Genomic DNA, 18,960 nt, shown 5'->3' on the forward strand with positions numbered 1-18,960 from the left:
AGGTAGCAGGTAGCTCGCGCCCTTGTCCTGCTGATCCGAGCGCCGCAGCGGTGCGAAGACCTCCGCCGCGAACGCCTCCAACTCATCACGTAACGCGCCCAGTTCGTCCGGAGTCATGCTCGTAGAGAACCGCCGAACACCACACCTGACCAGCCCCCGCGTACCACCTAACAAAGCACTACTAGCGTCCGGACCGGTCGACGTTCCACTCCTGCGGCAGGACCTCGTCGCAGAAGACGCAGACGAAGTCCTCCTCTCGCACGATGTTGAGCTGCCGGCAGGACGGGCACCGGCGGAACACCACCTCGTGCGTGAAGCCGGACGGGCGAACGATCCCGGCCCGGTCCAGGGCCTCGGCGACGGCCGGCCACGAGCTGACGTCCGGACAGTAGCCGGTCGACTGGTTGGTGACCTCGTCGACCGCCCACCGCCCGGACTCCTCGCGGAAGCTGATCTCACCGGCACTCAGAACCATGCCTCCACCGGCACACACCACGTGCTCACTCCGGCGCGGCGCGAGCCGCAGGACCCCAGCCTGATCAACAACGAATGTGAAGGGCTCCGACAACTCCTCCGCTGTCCGAGCCGAGGCCCACTCGTCGAAGTCGGCCGCCGAACACATGGTCTGACCGTCCCCGCCCGGTCGGACGAGACTCCTCAAGTCGGCCGGTCCGACATAGCGATAGCTCCGCCCGCGCACAGTCACGCTCGCCGACCCGGCCCCGCACCGGGGCGAGGGCCTGGGGAGTGCGTGATCGTCGACAACCTGCCCGCACCCGCTGCCGGCCCGTCCATCACCTGGCAGCCACCCCGTCCCGACGGATAACCCGGCGCAGCACTCGCTGCACATCCTCTTCGATCACGTCCAGGAGTTCAGCGCCGAACACGCAGAAGCAACCCCAGACCTCGGCGTATTCAGGGTCGTACAGTCGGCGCAACCCTTCAGCAATCACCGAGCGAATCTACCGTCAGGATCCCCATCCCAGCATCGAGTTGTTGCGAGCGTCCAAGATCACGGGGAAACTCATGCCGTGCCTACCCCTCCTGATCCCTCCGTTCTGTACCCCGAGGTCGCGGCCTGCGGCAGCCTCGCCGCTGCACTCCGGGTCGCATCGGCGGACCGCCTCGGTGCCGTCCCCGTCACCTCCCCGGACTTCGCTCCGCTGCTCCACGCGGCCGTCCCAAGCACTCTGGCGCACCGCGGCCCGCTGGAGATCAGCGCGTGGTCGCACGAACGGCGCTGGTCCATTCGGGGCACGGACCTGTTCCAGGGCCTGCCTCTCGTCGACGGCCTGACAGACGACCTGGCGGAGGTCGCCAGGGCTGCCCGGGCATGGCACGACGGGGCGGCCCTGGAGAACATCCGCAGGGCGGCACCCTTCGTGCACCTGACCGGCCGGTTCGAGGTGCCCGACCACGATGCCGCGCGACTGACGGAATCCGAGTGGCTGGGCATGCGTCAGGAGGCGGCCGATCTGGAGTACGACTGGCAGGAGCCGTACCAGGCCCTGATCGAGGCGGCGTACGCCGAGCCGGCGCTGCGCGCCCTCTACCCGTTCACGAGCCACTGGGCGCTGCGCTTCTCGACCACCACCCGCCCGGAGCTGACCCCCGTCGGACCGTGCCTGGCCGCGGGCAGCGACGGCACGTACGGGCTGGGCAGGGGCTTCATCACTCCGGACCTCGGCCTGTTCACCACAGCGCGCGAGGCGGTGGCACTGGCCGTGCACCACCTGCCGCCCGGCCTCGGCCCGATCACCCTCGACAGCTGACTGGCCCCGGACAACCGCTTCGGGCTCCCCGTAACGAAGATGGAGAAGGACGTGTCGAACGAGGTCATGCCCCAGGATGGCGAGCACGAGCGGTTGTACGAGCTCGCGATGCGCGGGACCTCCTGCCTGATCCCCGTGGAGGCGGCCGTATGGCTCGTCTTCCAGGTCGAGGAGTTGCGCGACTGGCTGGTCGGCAACGGCTTCGTCCCGATGGTGGAACGCCCGGACAGCGCGTACGCGGTGGTGGATTTCGCCCGTGCACTGGAGACGCTCTGGGAGCCGCGGCAGGCCGGTCGTGAGTCTCTCCAAGACGGTCTCAGTGAGTCCAGCAAGGGTGTCCTCATCGCCGCCGCCAACCTGTCCGGTCTCTCGACCGACCCGCTCCGCCACTCAATCCAGGCTCTCGAGTACGACGAGGCCCGGTTGGTGGCCCAGGCGGTGATGTACGCGGCCGGCTTCATGGACGGGTCTGCCGATCCGTTCGGCAACGAGGTGCCGAACGACGGAACCGGCGCTGGACCCCATGCCGCCGCCCATGAGAAGCGCTGGTCCAGCCAGGGCTGAAGGCTGCACAGAGCTAGGAAGTGCTCGCGGCCGCAGTCATCGTGACGGTCACTTCGGAGACGAGGGGCACCATGCGGCCTGCGGACGGGTCCTGGGTGGCGATCGTGTCCGCGTCGGCCGCGCCTGACGGGATCCTCAGCCGCAGGTGGGAGGTACTCATTTTCTCCTTCGCCTCAGCAACCGTCAGGCCGACCAGCTCGGGCACGACCACCGGGACCCCGGTGGTAGCCGCGAGCAGGTCCTTGCGCGCCGACTCGGCGCTGCGGGAGGAGAAGTAGAACGCGCTCACGCCCGATGCCAGCGCGACGACGGCACCGAGCAGCAGCATCTTGATGTCTTTGTCCGTGGTGTCGTAGAGGCTGGCGACCGCGAGGACCACCAGGGCGATCACCAGGACGAGCGCGATGGCGCTGCGCACGATCCCGGATTTGCCCGGGTTCGCACCCTTGCGTACCTGGTAACCGAGGGCCATGAGGGCGAGCAGGGCGGCGAGCGCGAACATGCCCCAGATCGGTGCCGCGGACCCGATTCCCACACCGCCCGGAGCGGGAGTCGGGGACGGGGTGGGGGTGGCGGAGGCATCAGCCCCCGGGACGGCCAGTACCTCGACGATCGCCTGCACGAGTTGGAGTGCCATGGTCGGAGACTAGGGGCAGATTGTCCCTTTTCGTCCGCAAGAGACCTCCGACCCACCCCCATTGCCCGGAACGGCGGAGCTCCCGACGTGGCGTCAGCAGTGCCGGATCACCGGCTGCCAGAGCGCGGCGTGCCGCACGCCGGGACGGTGTGTCCCGACCTCGGCCGCGCGGGTCGAGCGGGTGAAGGCTTCGGTCACGGCGATCAGCCAGGCGGTCTCGGCCTCGATGCTGGCCTGCACCTCGTGCGCGGCGTACGGGACGGGCGGCCCCGCCAGGTACGGCAGCCCCGCCTTGGCGGCGGCCAGCGCAGCCGCGATGCACGCCGCCTCCGCCCGCGCCGCCGCGTTGCCATCCGTGCCCTGCCGGCCGGCGGTCGCCACCGCCCAGGTGTGCACCCCGGGGTGGACGTAGGGGCGCAGCGCGAGCCGGCCGTCGTGGATCTCGATGATGCGGCGGTACAGCGCGAACTCCGCTCCGCGCGGAAAGGCCGGGCAGAGCCGGACGGTGGGCGTCGAGAGCGCGATCTCGGGCACCGCGCGGTGCAGGGCGGCCCAGAGCGGGCCGATCCGCCGGTACGCCGTCCAGGCCCGCACCCAGCGGACCGGTGCCGCGGTCACACCCGGCTGCCGTGTCGAGGGCGGTGCAGGGCCAGCGAGGCGAACAACTCGGCTTCCTGCTCCTCGAGTTCGGTGTAGACCGTACGCCCGAGGACTCGGTGCACCAGCTCGTCGGAGAGGTTGGGCAGGAGCGCCTGCGCGGCTCCGGCGCTGAGCTCCCCGGTTCCCACGTGACCGGAGAGCAGATGGCCCAACTCGTGCAGCAGGATGTGTTGCTGGTGCAGAGCCGTGGTGGCGCTCGGGTAGCCGATGTAGTCGGCCCGGTCGGTGGTGACCAGCAGGCCACAGGGGGTACGGCCCCGGACCGGCAGCTGGATCAGCTCGATCGGCCGCCCGCGCCGCTCGGCGAGCGCGGCCACCAGCTCCTCCGGGTCGAAGGGTGCCGACAGCGGGAGAGCCTCCACCATCCGCCGACATCGGCGCCAGAGCATCCGTCGCCGCCGGTCCATGTGTAACCGCACAGTCCTACCCCCAGGCCCGGTCCGATCACGGTCAGCGATGCCCGACGCGCTGAGAGCGATCCTAGGCGTGTGAAGGTCTGATGGACAGTCATTCGGATTAGTGTGATCCGGCCTCTCTGCGGGCGATGATCTCGATCATGTCGCTGATCGTCCCGAGCCCCTCGGGCGAGAGCGAGACGGCCCGCAGTGCCACGTCGCGGACACCCGCATCCCGCAGTGCACCCAGGAGTTGGAGCTCCTCGGCGATCCGGGCGCTCTGCTCGTCGTCGAAGAAGTAGGCCGGGGGCACCTGGAAGAACTGCGCCAGCGCCTCGAGGTGGCGCTTGGTCGGATTGTCCCGGCGTCCCGTTCTGAGCTGCCAGAGATAGGTCGCGGAGAAGGACTCGCCGGTGGCCTCACGGCAGGCCCGGGCGACCTCCTCGTTGCTGTACGGCTCGCGGTCGGGGCCTCGCACCACCGCGAAGAGCCGGTCGATCCGGTCGGCGAGCGTGGCGGCTCCGGATCGGGGCACCGCGCACCTCCCTTGCTCGTTCCATCGCTGCGCCGCGAGCGCGGCCGGAGCCCGACGGCTCCGTCGTCCCATCCTAGTTGGCCACCGGCCGGAACCACCCCGGTCGGCCGTGCCCCGCTCGACCGGCCGACGGCTACCAGCCGTGCCCGCCGGACCTGTTGACGCCTCGGCGGAGAGCTGCCAACCTGCGAGGGCTCCGTCTGAGATGAATGACAACACCAAGTCCCGTTCATCTGGGACTGGTTGGACACCCCAGCAGGGAGGAGCGTGCCGGATGGCCCTCGACAAGGCGGTCGAGGCGGACCGACCACTGCGCGCGGTACTGGGGCGCTACGCAACCGGAGTCGCGGTGGTGACCACCCGCCACCGGGGACGGCCCGCAGGCCTGACCGTGAACTCCTTCACCTCGGTCTCACTGGAGCCGCCACTCGTACTCTGGTGCCTGCAGGGGTCCTCCACGAGCCGGGCCGCGTTCACCGGAGCCGACCACTTCGCGGTCCACCTGCTCGCCGCCGACCAGCGCGACCTCGCCGTCCGCTTCGCCGGCCCCGGCGACCGCTTCGCCGGGCTGCGCGCCGAGGCCGGCCGGTACGGGCTGCCCCGGCTGGACGGCACCGTCGCGACCCTGATCTGCCACCGCGACCGCACTGTCCCGGCCGGCGACCACCTGATCCTGATCGGCCGAGTCCTGGAGCACCGGGCCACCTCCGGAGCCCCGCTGCTCTTCGTCGACGGCGACTTCCACGCCGGACCTGACGGATCGTCAACTCGTCTCCCCCACTGTTGACATGAGCGTGGCCCCGGTTCCATGCTGATGGGCGTCGCGACAGCTGAGATGAAACTTCGAAGCCAAGTGATTCACATCTGCTCGTTTTCTGTCAGCCCGAGGGAAGGACACACCATGAAGAAGATCGTCATCCGCAAGGCCGGCCCGGTCCGCCTGACCAGCTCGGCCCAGACCATGTACGGCTGCGGCTGCGACGCCTGAGGCCTCAACGCCCTCTGACGGGGTCGGCTGCTCCGGCGGCCGGCCCCGTCAACCACACCGCCCAGCAGTCTCCGGGAGGACCGATGAGCCCCTCGACCGACCGAGCGCCCGCAGGCCCGGATCTCGACCGTCCGGTCGCGCTGCACCCGCTGGTCTACCTGGACGAGGGCGAGGAGGTCACCGTCGGCCGGGTCGACACCGACTCCTACGCGGTGCTCCCCGCCGACGGGGCGGAGCTGGTCCGGCTGCTGGCCGACGGTCTGACGCCCCGTGAGGCAGCCCGCGCCTACGAGCGGGCCCACGGCGAGAGCGTCGACATCGCGGACCTGCTCGCCGGTCTGGACGAGCTCGGCTTCGTCCGCACCGGCGACGAGCCGCCGCCACCGCCGGTGCGCTGGCAGCGCCTCGGCCGAGCCCTGTTCAGCCCGCCTGCCTGGGCCTGCTACCTGCTGGTCATCGCCGTCTGGATCGCCGAGACGGTCCGGGTGCCCGAGCTGGCGCCGCACCCCGCGAACGTGTTCTTCAGCCCCTACTTCAGCGTGGTCGCCCTGGTCCTGTTCGTCTGTCAGTTCCCGCTGATCCTGGTCCACGAGGCCTTCCATGCCCTTGCCGGACGCCGGCTCGGCCTGCCCAGCAGACTCTCGTTCGGCCACCGCCTGATCTACATCGTGCTGGAGACCTCGCTCGACGGGCTGGTCACCGTGCCCAGGCGCAAGCGCTACCTGCCGATCCTGGCCGGGGTGCTCGCCGACACCGTGCTGACCGCCGCCCTCACCCTGACCGCCGAGGCCACCCGCCTCCCCGGCGGCGCGCTCAGCGGGTTCGGCCGGCTCTGCCTGGCCCTGGCCTACGCCACCCTGCTGCGGATCGCCTGGCAGGCGTTCCTCTATCTGCGGACCGACCTGTACGTGCTGCTCAGCACCGTGCTCGGCTGCCGCGACCTGCACACCACCGCCATGGGTGTGCTGCGCAACACCGTCCGCCGCCGCCGGGGGCGCCCGCTGCTGGACGAGTCGGCCTGGCACGCCGTCGACCGCCGGGCGGCACGCTGGTACTCCTGGCTGATCGTGGGCGGCTACGCCTTCTCGCTGACGGTCTTCGCCCTCGGCGTGCTCCCCGCCGGGGCCCGGTTCGTCACGGGTGCGCTGGACCGCTTCGGCGGGCACGCGCCGCTCGGCCCGTTCATCGACTCCACGGTGTTCTTCGCCCTGGCGGTCCTCCAGCTCGGCGCCGTCGCCGTGATGGTCCGCCGGAACCGGCGCCGCCGGAAGTCCGATTCCGAAGGTCCCGCAGCTCCCGAAGCTCCCGCAGCCGCTCTCTGACGAAAGGCACCACCGCCATGGCCGAGCCCCGCCACCACTGGGTCCGGGCGCCGCACCGCGCCGCCCGTGCCGCCGCCCACGAGCAACTGGCGCTGCCGCCGGTCCTGGTGACGGTCAGTGCGCACCGCCGGCTGCGCGGCCCGTACACCGCCGTCGGCTCCCTGCTGCGGGCCCTGGTCCCCGACGCCCTGACCCGCTGCCCCGAGGCCGTCCGGCGGCACGACGTCGAGATCCTCAGCACCGCGCCCGAACTGCGCGGCGTCGTCCCCGCCTCCAGGGAGACCCTCACCTCACTGGCGGTGCCCAAGGAGCGCACCCGCTACTACTCCCGGCTGCGCACCCTGCGGATCGCGCACGGCCTGGTCGAGTTCCTCACCGAGTACGCGCTCGCGCTGGGCGAAGGGCCGCACACCCTGGTGGTCGAGGACCTGCACCGGGCCGACCCGACCGACCAGGAGTTCCTCGCCGTCCTGGTCCGCCGGATGGACCCGGCGCTCCTCACGGTGGTCGCGCACACCGGGACGGAGCCGCTCGAGCAGCCCCCGGGCGAGACGGCCGCCCCGCTGGAGCCCGCCCTCGCCGCGCACTGCGTACCCGTCCACGGCACGGCTCCGGCCGAGCCCCTCCCGGAGACTGCGGCCGAGCGCGCGGCGCTGTACGTGACCGGCGACGGCACGGCCGAGGACCCGCGCGCGGCCGAGGCGTACGAGCTGCTCACCCCCGCCGAGCGCGCCGCGCTGCACGACGCCCGGCGGCTCGAACTGGCGGCGCTGGACCAGCAGTCGCTGGGCCTGGGCGCCCTGCTCTGGCACGCCGAGCACGGTTCCGACCCGTCCGGCGCGGGCGCCGACCTGCTCCGCGAGGCGAGCAACTACTGCACCGACATGGGCTTCTACCACGCCGTCCTGGACTACGGGGCGCGCGGAAGCGCCCTGGTCACCCACGACACCCACCCCCGCCACTGGTGGACCTTCATCGCCAAGCCGGCCAACGCCCTCGCCGGGCTCGGCCTGACCGACCGGATCCTCCCGCTCTGGGAGCAGGCCCGCGCGGTCAGCACCGATCCGGAGATCCACCTGCAGTGCGCGTACGGCACGGCGATGCTCTACACCCGCTTCCTGGACGACGACCAGCGCGACCACCAGGTGGCGCGTGGCTGGATCAACACCGCGATCGCCTTCGCCACCCGGACACCGGATCCCAAGGAACGGGCCTTCCGAACGGCCTTCAACCGCAACGGGCTTGCCCTGATCGAGGTCCGCGAAGGCCGGCCGGAGGCGGCGCTCGCGCTGCTGGACGAGTGCGTCGCCCGGCTGGACGAGATCCTCGACCCGGGCGAACACGCCCTGCACCGCTCGGTGCTGGTCTACAACCGCGCCCAGGTGCACGGCGGGCTCGGCCGCCACGACGACGCGGTGGCCGACTACACCTCGGTGATCAGCGTCGACCCCAACTACGCCGAGTACTACTTCGACCGGGGCATCGTGCTGCGGCGCACCGGCCGCTCGGCCGAGGCGCTGGCCGACTTCGACGAGGCGATCCGGCTCTCTCCGCCCTTCCCCGAGGCGTACTACAACCGTGCCGACGTCCGGGCCGAACTCGGCGACGTGAAGGGCGCGGTGCAGGACTTCGGCTACGTCATCGAGCTCGACCCGGCCTTCGTCGACGCCTACCTCAACCGGGCCGGCCTGCTCACCGACCTCGGCGACCTGCCGGGCGCCCACCGGGACGTCACCGCCGGACTCGCCCTCGACCCGGCCAACGCCCAACTGCTCACCGTCCAGGGCCAGTTACACGCAGCGGAGGGCGAACACGCGGAGGCCCGCGCGGCGTACTCGGCGGCCCTCGCGGCGGACCCGGAGCTCGCCCAGGCCTGGGCCCTGCGCGGCGAACTCGCCTACGAGGAGGGCGACCTGGCAGCGGCCGCCGCCGACCTGGAACGAGCCGTGCACCTGAGCAAGGACCCGGGCCTGCGCTTCAACCTGGCCGTCGCCTACCAGGACGCGGGACGCCACACCGAGGCCCTCGACCTGCTCGACGCCGTCGTCACGGAGACCGACGACCCGTCGGCCCGGCTCCAACGCGCCCACTCACTACAGGCCTTGGGCCGCCGACCCGAGGCGCTCGCCGACGTCCGGGCCGCACTGGAGGCCGATCCGGAGCTCACCCTCACGGACGAGGCCAGGGAACTGCTCTCCTGAACCCTCCGGCCTCGGCGCCCCTGCTGGAGGGGGCGCCGAGGTCCGGTCGGTTTCGCGGGGCTACGCGTCGATCCGGGCCAGCAGGACGTTCGGGTCCTGCAGGGTGAGGAAGGCCGCGCTGGTGACGTACACGGCGCCGCCGCAGAGCGCGACGGAGGTCGGGTTCGACAGCCCGTCCTGCTGGGTGAGCACCACCGTGGGGGCGCCGCCGCCCGGGGTCACGTACACCACCTCGTTGGCGGCGTTCCGGGCCGCGAGCAGGGTGTCGCCGTGGCCGGTGAAGCCGAAGTCGTCGATCCCCTCGATGCCGGTGACCCGGGTCTCGATCGGACCGGCGGAGCCGTCCGGGCAGATCGGGATGCGCAGGACGGTCCCCCGGTCGGTGTTGGACACCCAGATGGCGCCGTGGTGGCTGCGGATGCCGTTCGCGCCGAGGAAGCCGGTCGGCTGGAGCTCGGTGCCGGTGGCCCAGGCGGTCCGGGTCCCGTCCTGCAGCGAGACCCGCCAGACGGTGCCGAGCACCGCGTCGGCGACGTAGAGATCACCGTGCTGCTGATCGAGGGTCAGGCCGTTGGGCAGGCCGTTCGCGGGGAGCGCCGCGATCCGTTCCGGCACGCCACCCGGGGTGAGCCGCCAGACACCGGTCAGGTCGTCGGTGCCGGTGGCGTAGTTGACGTACAGCGTGCCGTCGTCCGCCCGGGCGATCCCGGCGACGGCGGCGAAGCCGACCACCGGGGTGGCCGGGACGGCCGGGGCCGGCAATGTGCCCAGGATCTCGGTGTGGCCGTCGAGACCGATCCGGGCGATCTGCCGGGCGCTGATGAACGTCACGTCGGCGGAGCCGTCCGGCTCCAGCACGATGTTCTCCGGCATCTGCCCGGCGGCCAGGTCGAGATGCGCGAGCACGTGGGGATCCGACAGCGGCGGCGCGACGGACACGGCCGGAGCAGCCGAGAACAGGGTCAGCGCGAGCGAGGCGGCGGCGAGGCCGGCCGGGCGGGCGAAGCTGGTCAGGCGAAGCACGAGAGGTCTCCTTCGTGACGGGCTTTCAGCTCAGCACGCCGAGGTGGTGCGGGCACGACGGAGTACTCCCTCAGGGGGCGCGCCGCCAGCGGACCGGTCACCCGCCGGCCTCGCCGCACCCCCGCACGGATAGCGTCTGGGCATGACCCTGGAGACGTGGCTACCGCAGGACGACCCGGACCGGGAAGCCGTCATCGACGGTGTCCGGCGGGTGGAGAAGCCGCTGAGGGAGGTCGACAGGTACTGGGGCATGCAGGCGGTGGGGGACGTGCTGCGGCGGCGCCGGACCCCGCCTCCCGGAGTGTGGGACTGGGTGGTCGGGCTGCTTGACGCCCCGCACTGGGACTGGCTCACCGTCAGTCAGGCGCTCCACCTGATAGGTGGGGGTGGCACCGCCGTCGCGCCGTACGCGGACCGGCTGGTGCGGGTGCTGGATCTCCAGGAGGAGTGCGACCGTTACGGCCCCAGCATGGTCGACAACGTGCTGCGGGTGCTGGCCCGCCAGGGCGACCTGCGGGCCGTACCGCTGCTGCGGGAACGGCTCCGGACAGAGCGGTACTTCGGCTACCCGGCCGACCTGCTCGCGCTGCCCGCCGAGCAGCTGCTGCCGGCCGCGCTGGACAAGCTACGGAACGGACCGCCGGGTTCGATGCTGAAGCTGCTGGCCACCTGGGGACCGGTGGGTGCTCCCGCAGTCCCTGAAGTGACCCTACTGCTACCGGTGTTGGGCCTCGCCAGGGACGCCTGCCTGACCCTCGGCCGGATCGGCCCCGCCGCCGCCCCGGCCGCCGGGCTGCTCGCCGAGTACGCCACCGGGGCCGCCCGCCCCGAGCGGTGGAAGACGCCTCGCCGCTGGCACGGCACCCAGGCCGCGGCCTGGGCGTACTGGCGGATCACCGGCGAACCGGAGCTGCTGCTCCGGGAGACCGACACCGCGATGCGGGCCGGGCTGGGCCGCCCGGTGCTGCGCCACCTCGCCGAACTCGGCCCGCTCGCCGCACCTTTCGTGGACCGGCTGCGCCCGCTGCTGGACGCGCCCGGCGCCTGGACCAGGACCGGCGCCGCACACGCCTGGTGGCGGATCACCGGCGACCCGGCGCCTGCCGTGCCGGTGCTCACCGCCGTGCTGACTGCCGCCGACTTCGGCCCCCACGCACCCACGCTGGACGCGATCCGCCACCTGGGCGAGATCGGCGCACCGGCCGCCCCGGCGGCCCCGCACCTGCGGGCGGTGCTGGCGGGAGAGCAGCGGTTGGGCCCGGACATCCTGACGGACGAGGAACTGCTCCGGACGGCGGCGGCCGCGCTCACGGCGGTCGGTAGCTGACGGTACGACAGCAGCCGGCCCGGCTCCTGGGGAGGGAGCCGGGCCGATGCCTGGGGGTTGGAGCCGGTTACTGCCGGAATCGGCCGGGGGTCAGGAGACGAGCTTGATGATCGCCTCGGCTGCGGCCTTCCCCGCCGCGGACACGATCGCGTCCACCAGGTCGCCGAGAGCGCCTGTGACGCCGGCCGCGAGGGTGTCCGTCCCTTGTAGGTTGGCCTGGAAGGTGCCGTTGAGGATGCCGTCCCACTTCTCGGTGATCTGCGGGTTGTTGCCGGTGAACGTGAAGTCGTCGTTACGGTCCGGGGTACCGAAGGGCAGGCCGGCGACGGTTCCTTCGGTGTGACCGGAGTGCTGGAAGGTGAACACGGTTCCGTCCGACGCCATCACGGCGGCGGAGATCGTGTAGTCGATGTTGTCGAAACCGCTGTCGTGTGCGTGCGTACTGAACGAGAAGAAGCCGTCCTGCCGCATCACGACGTGCGCCGAACCTCCGATGGCGATGTCGGTGGTGACGTCCTGGTCGAAGTTCTTGCTCGACGTGTCGTACCAGAAGCGGTCCTGGACAGACGCATCGCCGCCGACGTACCAGACCTCCATACTGCCGGGGATCCGGGAGACGGCAGCGACGCCGCTGGTGATGGAGGAGCTGCCGGAAGGTGCGAGTTCGAAGCCCTGCCAGGTACTGCCCTCGTACCAGAAACGGTCCTGCACCGAACCGTTGGGGCCGACGTACCAGACCTCCATGCTGCCGGGGATCCGGGAGACGGCGGCGATACCGGTGTGGGTGGAGGCGCTGTCGGCGGGTGCGAGCTCGACGGCCTGCCAGGTACTGCCCTCGTACCAGAAACGGTCCTGCACCGAACCGTTCGCACCCACGAACCACACCTCCATACTCCCGGGGATACGCGACACCACCGCGACACCACCCGTGACCGAGGCACTGCCAGGGGGCGCAAGCTCGAAAGCCTGCCAAGTACTGCCCTCGTACCAGAAACGGTCCTGCACCGAACCGTTCGCACCCACGAACCACACCTCCATACTCCCGGGGATACGCGACACCGCCGCGACACCACCCGTGACCGAGGCACTGCCAGGGGGCGCGAGCTCGAAGGCCTGCCAAGTACTGCCCTCGTACCAGAAACGGTCCTGCACCGAACCGTTCGCACCCACGAACCACACCTCCATACTCCCGGGGATCCGGGTCTGCCCTCGTACCAGAAACGGTCCTGCACCGAACCGTTCGCACCCACGAACCACACCTCCATACTCCCGGGGATCCGGGAGACGGCCGCGATACCACCGTTGACGGAGGCACTGCCGGCAGGCGCGAGTTCATAGCGCTTCCACGGCGCTCCCTCGTACCAGTACGCCCCCTGGACGGAGCCGTCCGAGGCGACCCACCAGACCTCCATGCTGCCGTCGATCCGGGAGACCGCAGCGAGCCGGCTCGACTGATCCGAGCTGCCGCTCGAGGAGAGGGTGAATTGGTTCCAACCCATCTGGAATCCTCCAGTACTTCGCTGTCGGAACACACGGGCCGGGAGGATCCCAGCTCATGCACCGGGCCGCCGCCAACGACGACCTGGCTCGCGTGAGCTACCTGCCGGTGTCACTGGCCGAGTGCTCAACGCGTGCTCCCACGTTAGGAATTCGGCCCACCCGGTGGCATGAGGCCGTGGTCCCGGATGCGTCCCAGGACCTGTGCACCAGCCTGGCGCCCCGTCGTGGGACAGGCGGGCCTACCCGCCCAGGCCCGCCCCAGCGCGCCATCCGGCCGCCGCCCTGCACCGACCACGCTGTTAGCATCCGCCCAGTCCATACGGAAGATCGAACATGGCCGGGGGCCCGAATGCGGGACAGCAGGGACGAGCACCAGGGCACGAGACTTGCGCGACACCGCAGGCTCGCCCTCGGTACGGCAGGAGGGCTGTGCCTGCTGGCCCTGGCCGGTGGCGCCGGGCTGCTGCTGTCCGACTCGCACAGCGGCGTTCCAACCGGGGCCGGTGCCGGCCCCAGCCCTGCGTCCAGCCCCACAACCGCCGAGCCGATCCCGGCGAGTCCCACACCGTCCGAGCCGGCGGCACCGACCGAAAGCCCGTCAGCTTCGGCGGACAGCAGCCCGTCCGCCACACCCCCATCCACCACTCCGGCACCTACCTCCGGTGCCAAGACGGTGACCGCAAGGCCCTCCGCGAAGCCCTCCGTAAGGAATCTACGGACCAGTGTCCCGCCGCGGCCGCTGCCGACCCTGCCGGTGCCACCGACCTCCTGTCCCCCAGGCCATCTGGCCTCCTGGGACGGCTGCCACTCCATGCCGCCGCCGATCGTGATGCCATACCCGTCCACTTCCGGCTGAGGCTGAGCAGAGAGCCGCCGCACGCCGCATCAGGTCGGAAAGGCCATCAGCTCCCGCGCGTCCCGGCTTTGACGGTGACCGACTCACACCCGCCGAGGGGATTCCGTCCGGGCCCCGGCGGCGGGGCCGGAGCCCGGAGCGGACGGTTACGCGACCGGCTGCTGCTGGGTGACGCAGTGGATGCCGCCGCCCCCGAGGCCGAGGTAGTCGACGTTCAGCTGGACCACGACCCGGCCCGGGAAGAGCGACTGGAGCTTCGTCTTGGCCGCCGCGTCGGCCCGGTAGTCGCCGAACTGGGAGGCGATCACCGCGCCGTTGCAGACGTAGTAGTTGGCGTAGGACCCGACAAAGGCCGGGTCGCTCTGCCGGATCGCGTAGTAGTCGGGGCCGCCGAGCTTGGTGGCCTGGATCCGAACGCCGCGGGCGTCGGTCGCCGTGGACAGCACGTTGTACTGGTTGATCTCGTCCTTGGTCCAGACGTCGTACGGGTCGTCAGTGGCGTTCGGCTGCTGGACCAGCGCCTTGCCGGGGGCGAGGAAGCGCGAGGTCGCGTCGACGTGGTCGCCGGTGATGTCCTGGCCCGCCACCCCGGCGAACCAGATGACCTTGCTCGCGCCGTACGCGGCCTTCATCGCGTTCTCGGCCTGGGTCTGGCTCATCCCGGGGTTGCGGTTGGAGACCAGGATGCTGCTCCTGGTGGCCATCAGGGTGCCCGCGCCGTCGGTCTCGACGGCGCCGCCCTCCCCCACCAGGCCCGCCGCCGTGAACGGCACGCCGAGCAGGGCGGCGACGCGCGAGGCGACCTTGCCGTCATTGGTGTAGATCTGGTTGCCGCCCCAGCCGTTGAAGTTGAGGCCGATCGCGTCCAGGCCGCCGAGTCCGTCGGTGCGGAAGACCGGGCCGCTGTCGCGCATCCAGCAGTCGTTGACCGGGATGGTGGTGATCACCGTGATGTTGGAGCCGGGACACGCCTTGCGGGCAGCGGCCGCAGCGGCGGGGTTGGCGCACAGGTACACGGGCTCGTACTTGGCGATGGTGTTGGCCACCAGCGCGATGTTGGCCTGGATCTGACTGAGCGACGGGCCACCTCGGCGGCTGCCCGCACGGCCGGTCCAGATGGTGGGGTCATCCGGCCAGGCCATCCAGGTACGGGTGTGCTGGACCGTGTCGACCGGCACCGAGAAGGTCCCGGCGGCGCTCACCGCCCCGGCGGCCGTCGGCTGCGCGATCGCCTTGGCCGCAGCGGAGCCCGCCCCAGCGAGGGCTGCGCCGGCTGCCGTGAGCCCGGCCGCGGCGAGGAACTTCCGACGTCCGAGCGGCACTTGAGCTCTTCCGGACGGGACCTGCGGCGCGCTGTGATCGTTCATCTGCTGCCTCCTGCTGTGGACCGTGGTCGCTCCACGGCCTGACCCTGAACGTAAAACTGACCAAGCGCTCGGTCAATACTCTGGGACAGCAGTTCGCCCCCGACCTCTCGGGGCGGACACGCCTCTGATGCCACGTCACCCCCACCGGGCTCGCCAGTGCCGGGCGCGGCACTAGAGTTCCCGAATGGCCACGCGTGACGATCACCTACAGCCCGCCGCCCCGGCGGCCCCGCCGACCGCCGGCGCCCGAAAGCCGCGTTCCTCGGCCAAGGGCGAGCAGACCCGGGCCCGGCTGCTCGCAGCCGCGCGCGAACTGCTCGCTGGGGACGGCCAGGTGCCGTTCACCACTCGCAACGTCGCTGCCCTGGGCGGGGTGACCCACGGCATGTGTCACTACCACTTCCAAACCCGCACCGACCTGATCGTGGCCGTGCTGGAGGCCATCCGGCCGGAGTGGATCACACCCATGGAGGAAGCCGTCGCCCAGCCCGGCAGCTTCGCCGAACGGGCCGAGCGGGTGGTCGAGTTGCTGTCCCAGCCGGAGGCCGGCGACCTGTCGAGGCTGCACGCCGCATTGCACTGGTTCGCCCTGAACGACCAGCGCGTACGGGAGAGCCTGGCGGCCGAGTACCAGCGCTGGCGGGAGTGCTTCGTCGCCCTGTTCCGGGTGCTGGCGGACGAACACGGCGGCGCCTTCGACCCGGGACCGAGGCCGGAGGCCGCAGCCGCCGGTACGGACGGCCTGGCCGCGATCCAGTCCCTCGATCCGCAGATCGACCCGGCGCCCGTGGTCCGCGCGCTGATCCTCGGGCTCGCCGCAGGAGCCGCCACACGGTGACGGGCCGTCAGTCGTCCGCCGTCCGGTACTCGACCGCAGCCCGAACGCGACCGTGCACGCCAGGCTCGCCGCGATGATCCCCTCCGCCCAGAAGAACGCCACGTAGTCGATGACCGAACCGATCGGCGGCGCACCTCGCGCCGCGTTGCGCAGGCCGACCAGGGCGAACAGGGTCGCGGCCATCCACCCCATGGCCGGCCAGACCAGCGGTCGGCGCTTGCGGATCAGCACCTGCGCACCGCCGAGCACCGCCAGCGCCAGCGCCCACATCGCCGCAATCATGAACCAGGCCAGGATGTACGTGCTGCGCGACCTGCCGATCACCGCCGACAGCCTGGCCTCGCCATCGGCCTCGGACTCGTCGGTGGCCCGGGCGGTGAAGAACGGATCGGCGTCGGTGAAGGTGATCGCCACCGGCAGGGGTGCGCCCCGGTCGGTGGCCGACCAGTCGACCGACAGCCGGTACCGGTCGAACGGGTAGTCCGTGGGCGTGCCGCCGTACAGGCCGATGGTGACAGGTTGCGGTGTGGCGACCTGACCCGCCGTCGTCCGCAGCGTGCTGGCCGTCAGCGAGGCGACCGTCACCTCCACGGCCCGGCTGAACGCCAGCGAGCCGGGCGCGGCGGCCAGGCTGCCGTGCGGGACCAGCACGGTGTAGAGGGTGACCTCCTGGGCGACCACGTCCACCTCCTGCGCGGTGATCTCCAACTCCACCCCGTCGCCCACGATTTCGGACCCGAGCTGCCGGGGCTGCCGATGGCTCTCGCGCTCGTTGAGATAGAGCCCGACACCGGCTGCGACCAGCGCCGCCACCAGGACCAGCACGAGCAGGTACCCCCGGCTGCGGCCGGGCCGGGCCCCGGTCACCGGGCCGGGGCGGCGGCCGGGGCCTCGGGTTGCTGCTGGGTGGAGCAGTGGATCCCGCCGCCACCGGAGGCGATGGCGTTGATCTCCACCGGCACCACCTGGCGTCCCGGGTGGAGTTCGGCCAGCACACCGGCCGCCCGGTCGTCCGACGCCTTGTCGCCGAACCGCGGCATGATCACGGCACCGTTGACCACGTAGTAGTTGAGGTAGGTGGCCAGGAAGTCCTTTCCGGGGTCCGGGAGTTGGCTGAGATCGGGTTCGACCAGCTCGACCGTGCGCAGCTTGCGGCCCTGGGCGTCGGTGGTGTCGCGCAGCACCTGGAGCGCCTGGTCGGAGGCGCGGGACCAGATGTCCGGCGGTGCGTCCGGGCCTGGCCGGTGGATGACCACCACGCCCGGCTCGGCGAACCGGGCCAGCGCGTCGATGTGGCAGTCGGTGATGTCCTGCCCGGCCACGCCCGCGAACCAGATCACCTTGCGGACGCCGAACAGCTCCTTCAGCGAAGCCTCGATCTGGTCGCGGGACTTGCCCGGGTTGCGGTTCTCGTTCACCCACGAACTCTCGGTGGCCATCAGGGTCCCCTCGCCGTCCACCTCGATTCCACCGCCCTCCCCCGTGATCGGTGCCTGGATCCGCCGGATCGCGTACCGCTCCAGCAGCGTCCGTGCCACCTGGCTGTCGTTGCCGTGGGTCTGCTTGTTGCCCCAGCCGTTGAAGTTCAGGTCCACCCCGGCCGGTCCGCCCGGGCCGGTGACGAAGGCCGGGCCGGTGTCCCGGGCCCACAGGTCGTCCACCGCGAGGTCGATCACCTCCACGCTCGATCCGCACAGCTGCCGGGCCTGCGCGCTCTGCTCCGGACGGGCCATCAGCACCACCGGCTCGAACCGGGCGACGGCCTGCGCCACCCGCGCGATGTCCTCGCGGACGGCGGGCAGGTGCTCGCCCCACACCTCCTCCAGGGCCGGCCAGGCCATGAACGTCCTGGTGTGCGGACGCGACTCGGCCGGCATCGCGAACGCGACCGCCGAGGAGGCTGCGGACGGACTCGCCGCACTCGCCGTACCGACCGATGCGGTACCGACCGACGGCTCCGGCTCCGCCGACGAGGAGCAGCCCTCCAGCATCGCCAGCGCGGCGAGCACCGACCCCGACCTCAGCACGGCCCGACGGGACAGGGCGGGTTCTCGCATGGCGGCTCACCTCGTGGCGCGGGCACGGATCCGGAATCCGACAGTAGGGCCGCCCGGGCAGCGCACCCGCGAGGCCGCGCGCCGCCGATCGGGCGAATCGGCGGCTCACGGCCCCTGCCTCACATGCTCCGCCGGGCGACGGCGATCGCCTTCGGATCCCAGCCCGGCCGGGGGACGGAGTCCAACAGCAGCCGGGTGTACGGGTGCTGGGGCGCCGCGAGCACCTCAGCGGTCCGGCCGGACTCGACGATCCGCCCCTGCCGCATCACGATCACGTCCTCGGTGACACAGCGGACCACGCCGAGGTCGTGGGTGATGAAGAGGTAGCCGATCCCGGTCTGCTCGCGGATGTCGGCGAGCAGGTTGAGGATCTGGGCCTGGACGGAGACGTCCAGCGCGGCCACCGCCTCGTCCAGCACCAGGACCGCCGGTTCGACCGCCAGCGCCCGGGCGATCGCGACCCGCTGGCGTTGGCCGCCGGAGAGCTGCCGGGGCAGCGCACCGGCCTCGCGCGGGCCGAGGCCGACCTGGTCGAGGAGTTCGGCGATCCGGCGGGGGTGGTCCGCCCCGGGGAAGTGCAGCCGGAGGGTCTCGCGCAGCACGGCCTCGACGGTGGTGCGCGGGTCGAGCGAGAGGTACGGGTCCTGGAAGACCATCTGCACCTGGCGCGCTCTGGCCAGCCGGTGGGCCCGGCCGCGCCGGTGCTCGGTACGGTCCTGACCGTGCACCAGGACCCGCCCGGCGTCCGCCCGTTCCAGCCCGACCACGATCCGGGCGGTGGTGGTCTTGCCGGAGCCCGACTCGCCGACGATGCCCAGCGCGCCGCCCTCGGCCAGGGTGAAGGAGACCTGGTCCACCGCCTGCACCCCGCCGTAGGCACGATGCAGGCCGACGGCCTCCAGGACGGTCTTCCGCATC

The 18,960-nt window shown here is 71.6% G+C and carries 19 protein-coding genes; 7 read left to right on the forward strand and 12 right to left on the reverse strand.

Going from position 1 to position 18,960, the window contains the following annotated elements; translation table 11 throughout:
- Positions 1-181 precede the first annotated feature (181 nt).
- A complete protein-coding gene (locus ASC99_RS05155) occupies positions 182-706 on the reverse strand; it encodes a hypothetical protein (protein ID WP_057228786.1) in 525 nt (174 codons plus the stop codon).
- Between the two features lie 88 nt (positions 707-794).
- Entirely contained in the window at positions 795-953 is a 159-nt protein-coding gene (locus ASC99_RS38255; RefSeq protein WP_157531379.1) for a hypothetical protein, read from the reverse strand.
- 78 nt (positions 954-1,031) lie between these two features.
- Between ASC99_RS38255 and ASC99_RS05160 the strand changes: the two genes are divergently transcribed.
- Together ASC99_RS05160 and ASC99_RS05165 are read left to right on the forward strand one after the other, a co-directional pair.
- Positions 1,032-1,772: a DUF6193 family natural product biosynthesis protein gene (locus ASC99_RS05160; RefSeq protein WP_057228788.1), complete on the forward strand. Its 741-nt coding sequence runs from the start codon at positions 1,032-1,034 to the stop codon at positions 1,770-1,772.
- Between the two features lie 51 nt (positions 1,773-1,823).
- Positions 1,824-2,336 carry a hypothetical protein gene (locus ASC99_RS05165; protein WP_162257850.1) on the forward strand — a complete coding sequence of 171 codons (513 nt, stop codon included), beginning with the start codon at positions 1,824-1,826 and terminating at the stop codon, positions 2,334-2,336.
- A 13-nt stretch (positions 2,337-2,349) separates the two neighbouring features.
- Here ASC99_RS05165 and ASC99_RS05170 read toward each other — a convergent pair whose 3' ends face one another.
- The 4 genes from ASC99_RS05170 to ASC99_RS05185 form a co-directional block, all read right to left on the reverse strand.
- The gene (locus ASC99_RS05170; protein ID WP_162257851.1) at positions 2,350-2,838 is read right to left on the reverse strand and encodes a PASTA domain-containing protein; all 489 of its coding nucleotides are present in this window, start codon (positions 2,836-2,838) and stop codon (positions 2,350-2,352) included.
- Positions 2,839-3,066: 228 nt separating this feature from the next.
- Positions 3,067-3,591, reverse strand: coding sequence for an MAB_1171c family putative transporter (locus ASC99_RS05175; RefSeq protein WP_057228795.1), 525 nt, complete (start codon positions 3,589-3,591; stop codon positions 3,067-3,069).
- Positions 3,588-3,998: a hypothetical protein gene (locus tag ASC99_RS05180; RefSeq protein WP_157531380.1), complete on the reverse strand. Its 411-nt coding sequence runs from the start codon at positions 3,996-3,998 to the stop codon at positions 3,588-3,590. Before ASC99_RS05180 ends, ASC99_RS05175 begins: the two co-directional genes overlap by 4 nt.
- 151 nt (positions 3,999-4,149) lie before the next feature.
- Positions 4,150-4,563 carry a helix-turn-helix domain-containing protein gene (locus ASC99_RS05185; RefSeq protein WP_057228800.1) on the reverse strand — a complete coding sequence of 138 codons (414 nt, stop codon included), beginning with the start codon at positions 4,561-4,563 and terminating at the stop codon, positions 4,150-4,152.
- A 274-nt stretch (positions 4,564-4,837) separates the two neighbouring features.
- Here ASC99_RS05185 and ASC99_RS05190 point away from each other — a divergent pair, with 274 nt between their 5' ends.
- The 4 genes from ASC99_RS05190 (at position 4,838) to ASC99_RS05200 (ending at position 9,074) form a co-directional block, all read left to right on the forward strand.
- On the forward strand, positions 4,838-5,350 hold the full coding sequence (locus ASC99_RS05190; RefSeq protein ID WP_057228801.1) for a flavin reductase family protein: 513 nt from the start codon (positions 4,838-4,840) through the stop codon (positions 5,348-5,350).
- 21 nt (positions 5,351-5,371) lie between these two features.
- A complete protein-coding gene (locus ASC99_RS38260; protein WP_157531381.1) occupies positions 5,372-5,551 on the forward strand; it encodes a hypothetical protein in 180 nt (59 codons plus the stop codon).
- Positions 5,552-5,634: 83 nt separating this feature from the next.
- Complete coding sequence (locus tag ASC99_RS05195; protein WP_057228803.1) at positions 5,635-6,873, forward strand: hypothetical protein; 1,239 nt, start codon at positions 5,635-5,637, stop codon at positions 6,871-6,873.
- A 17-nt stretch (positions 6,874-6,890) separates the two neighbouring features.
- Positions 6,891-9,074 carry a tetratricopeptide repeat protein gene (locus ASC99_RS05200; RefSeq protein ID WP_063856983.1) on the forward strand — a complete coding sequence of 728 codons (2,184 nt, stop codon included), beginning with the start codon at positions 6,891-6,893 and terminating at the stop codon, positions 9,072-9,074.
- Between the two features lie 60 nt (positions 9,075-9,134).
- On the opposite strand, the gene ASC99_RS05205 is transcribed toward ASC99_RS05200, so the two are convergent.
- Entirely contained in the window at positions 9,135-10,088 is a 954-nt protein-coding gene (locus tag ASC99_RS05205; RefSeq protein WP_057229203.1) for an SMP-30/gluconolactonase/LRE family protein, read from the reverse strand.
- 151 nt (positions 10,089-10,239) lie between these two features.
- On the opposite strand from ASC99_RS05205, the gene ASC99_RS05210 reads away from it, so the two are divergent.
- Complete coding sequence (locus tag ASC99_RS05210) at positions 10,240-11,424, forward strand: hypothetical protein (protein WP_057228805.1); 1,185 nt, start codon at positions 10,240-10,242, stop codon at positions 11,422-11,424.
- Positions 11,425-11,514: 90 nt separating this feature from the next.
- Here ASC99_RS05210 and ASC99_RS05215 read toward each other — a convergent pair whose 3' ends face one another.
- From ASC99_RS05215 to ASC99_RS05235, 5 genes are all read right to left on the reverse strand, one after another.
- Positions 11,515-12,594: a hypothetical protein gene (locus tag ASC99_RS05215; protein WP_162257849.1), complete on the reverse strand. Its 1,080-nt coding sequence runs from the start codon at positions 12,592-12,594 to the stop codon at positions 11,515-11,517.
- 1,332 nt (positions 12,595-13,926) lie between these two features.
- The gene (locus ASC99_RS05220) at positions 13,927-15,147 is read right to left on the reverse strand and encodes an agmatine/peptidylarginine deiminase (protein WP_057228808.1); all 1,221 of its coding nucleotides are present in this window, start codon (positions 15,145-15,147) and stop codon (positions 13,927-13,929) included.
- Positions 15,148-15,352: 205 nt separating this feature from the next.
- The gene (locus ASC99_RS05225; RefSeq protein WP_057228810.1) at positions 15,353-16,852 is read right to left on the reverse strand and encodes a DUF4436 family protein; all 1,500 of its coding nucleotides are present in this window, start codon (positions 16,850-16,852) and stop codon (positions 15,353-15,355) included.
- A complete protein-coding gene (locus ASC99_RS05230; protein WP_057228812.1) occupies positions 16,849-18,042 on the reverse strand; it encodes an agmatine deiminase family protein in 1,194 nt (397 codons plus the stop codon). The genes ASC99_RS05225 and ASC99_RS05230 overlap by 4 nt, the downstream gene beginning before the upstream one ends.
- Positions 18,043-18,161: 119 nt before the next feature.
- Positions 18,162-18,959, reverse strand: coding sequence for an ABC transporter ATP-binding protein (locus ASC99_RS05235; protein ID WP_057228814.1), 798 nt, complete (start codon positions 18,957-18,959; stop codon positions 18,162-18,164).
- Between the last annotated feature and the right edge of the window lies 1 nt (position 18,960).

This window comes from Kitasatospora sp. Root107 (assembly GCF_001424875.1).
Lineage (GTDB): Bacteria > Actinomycetota > Actinomycetes > Streptomycetales > Streptomycetaceae > Kitasatospora.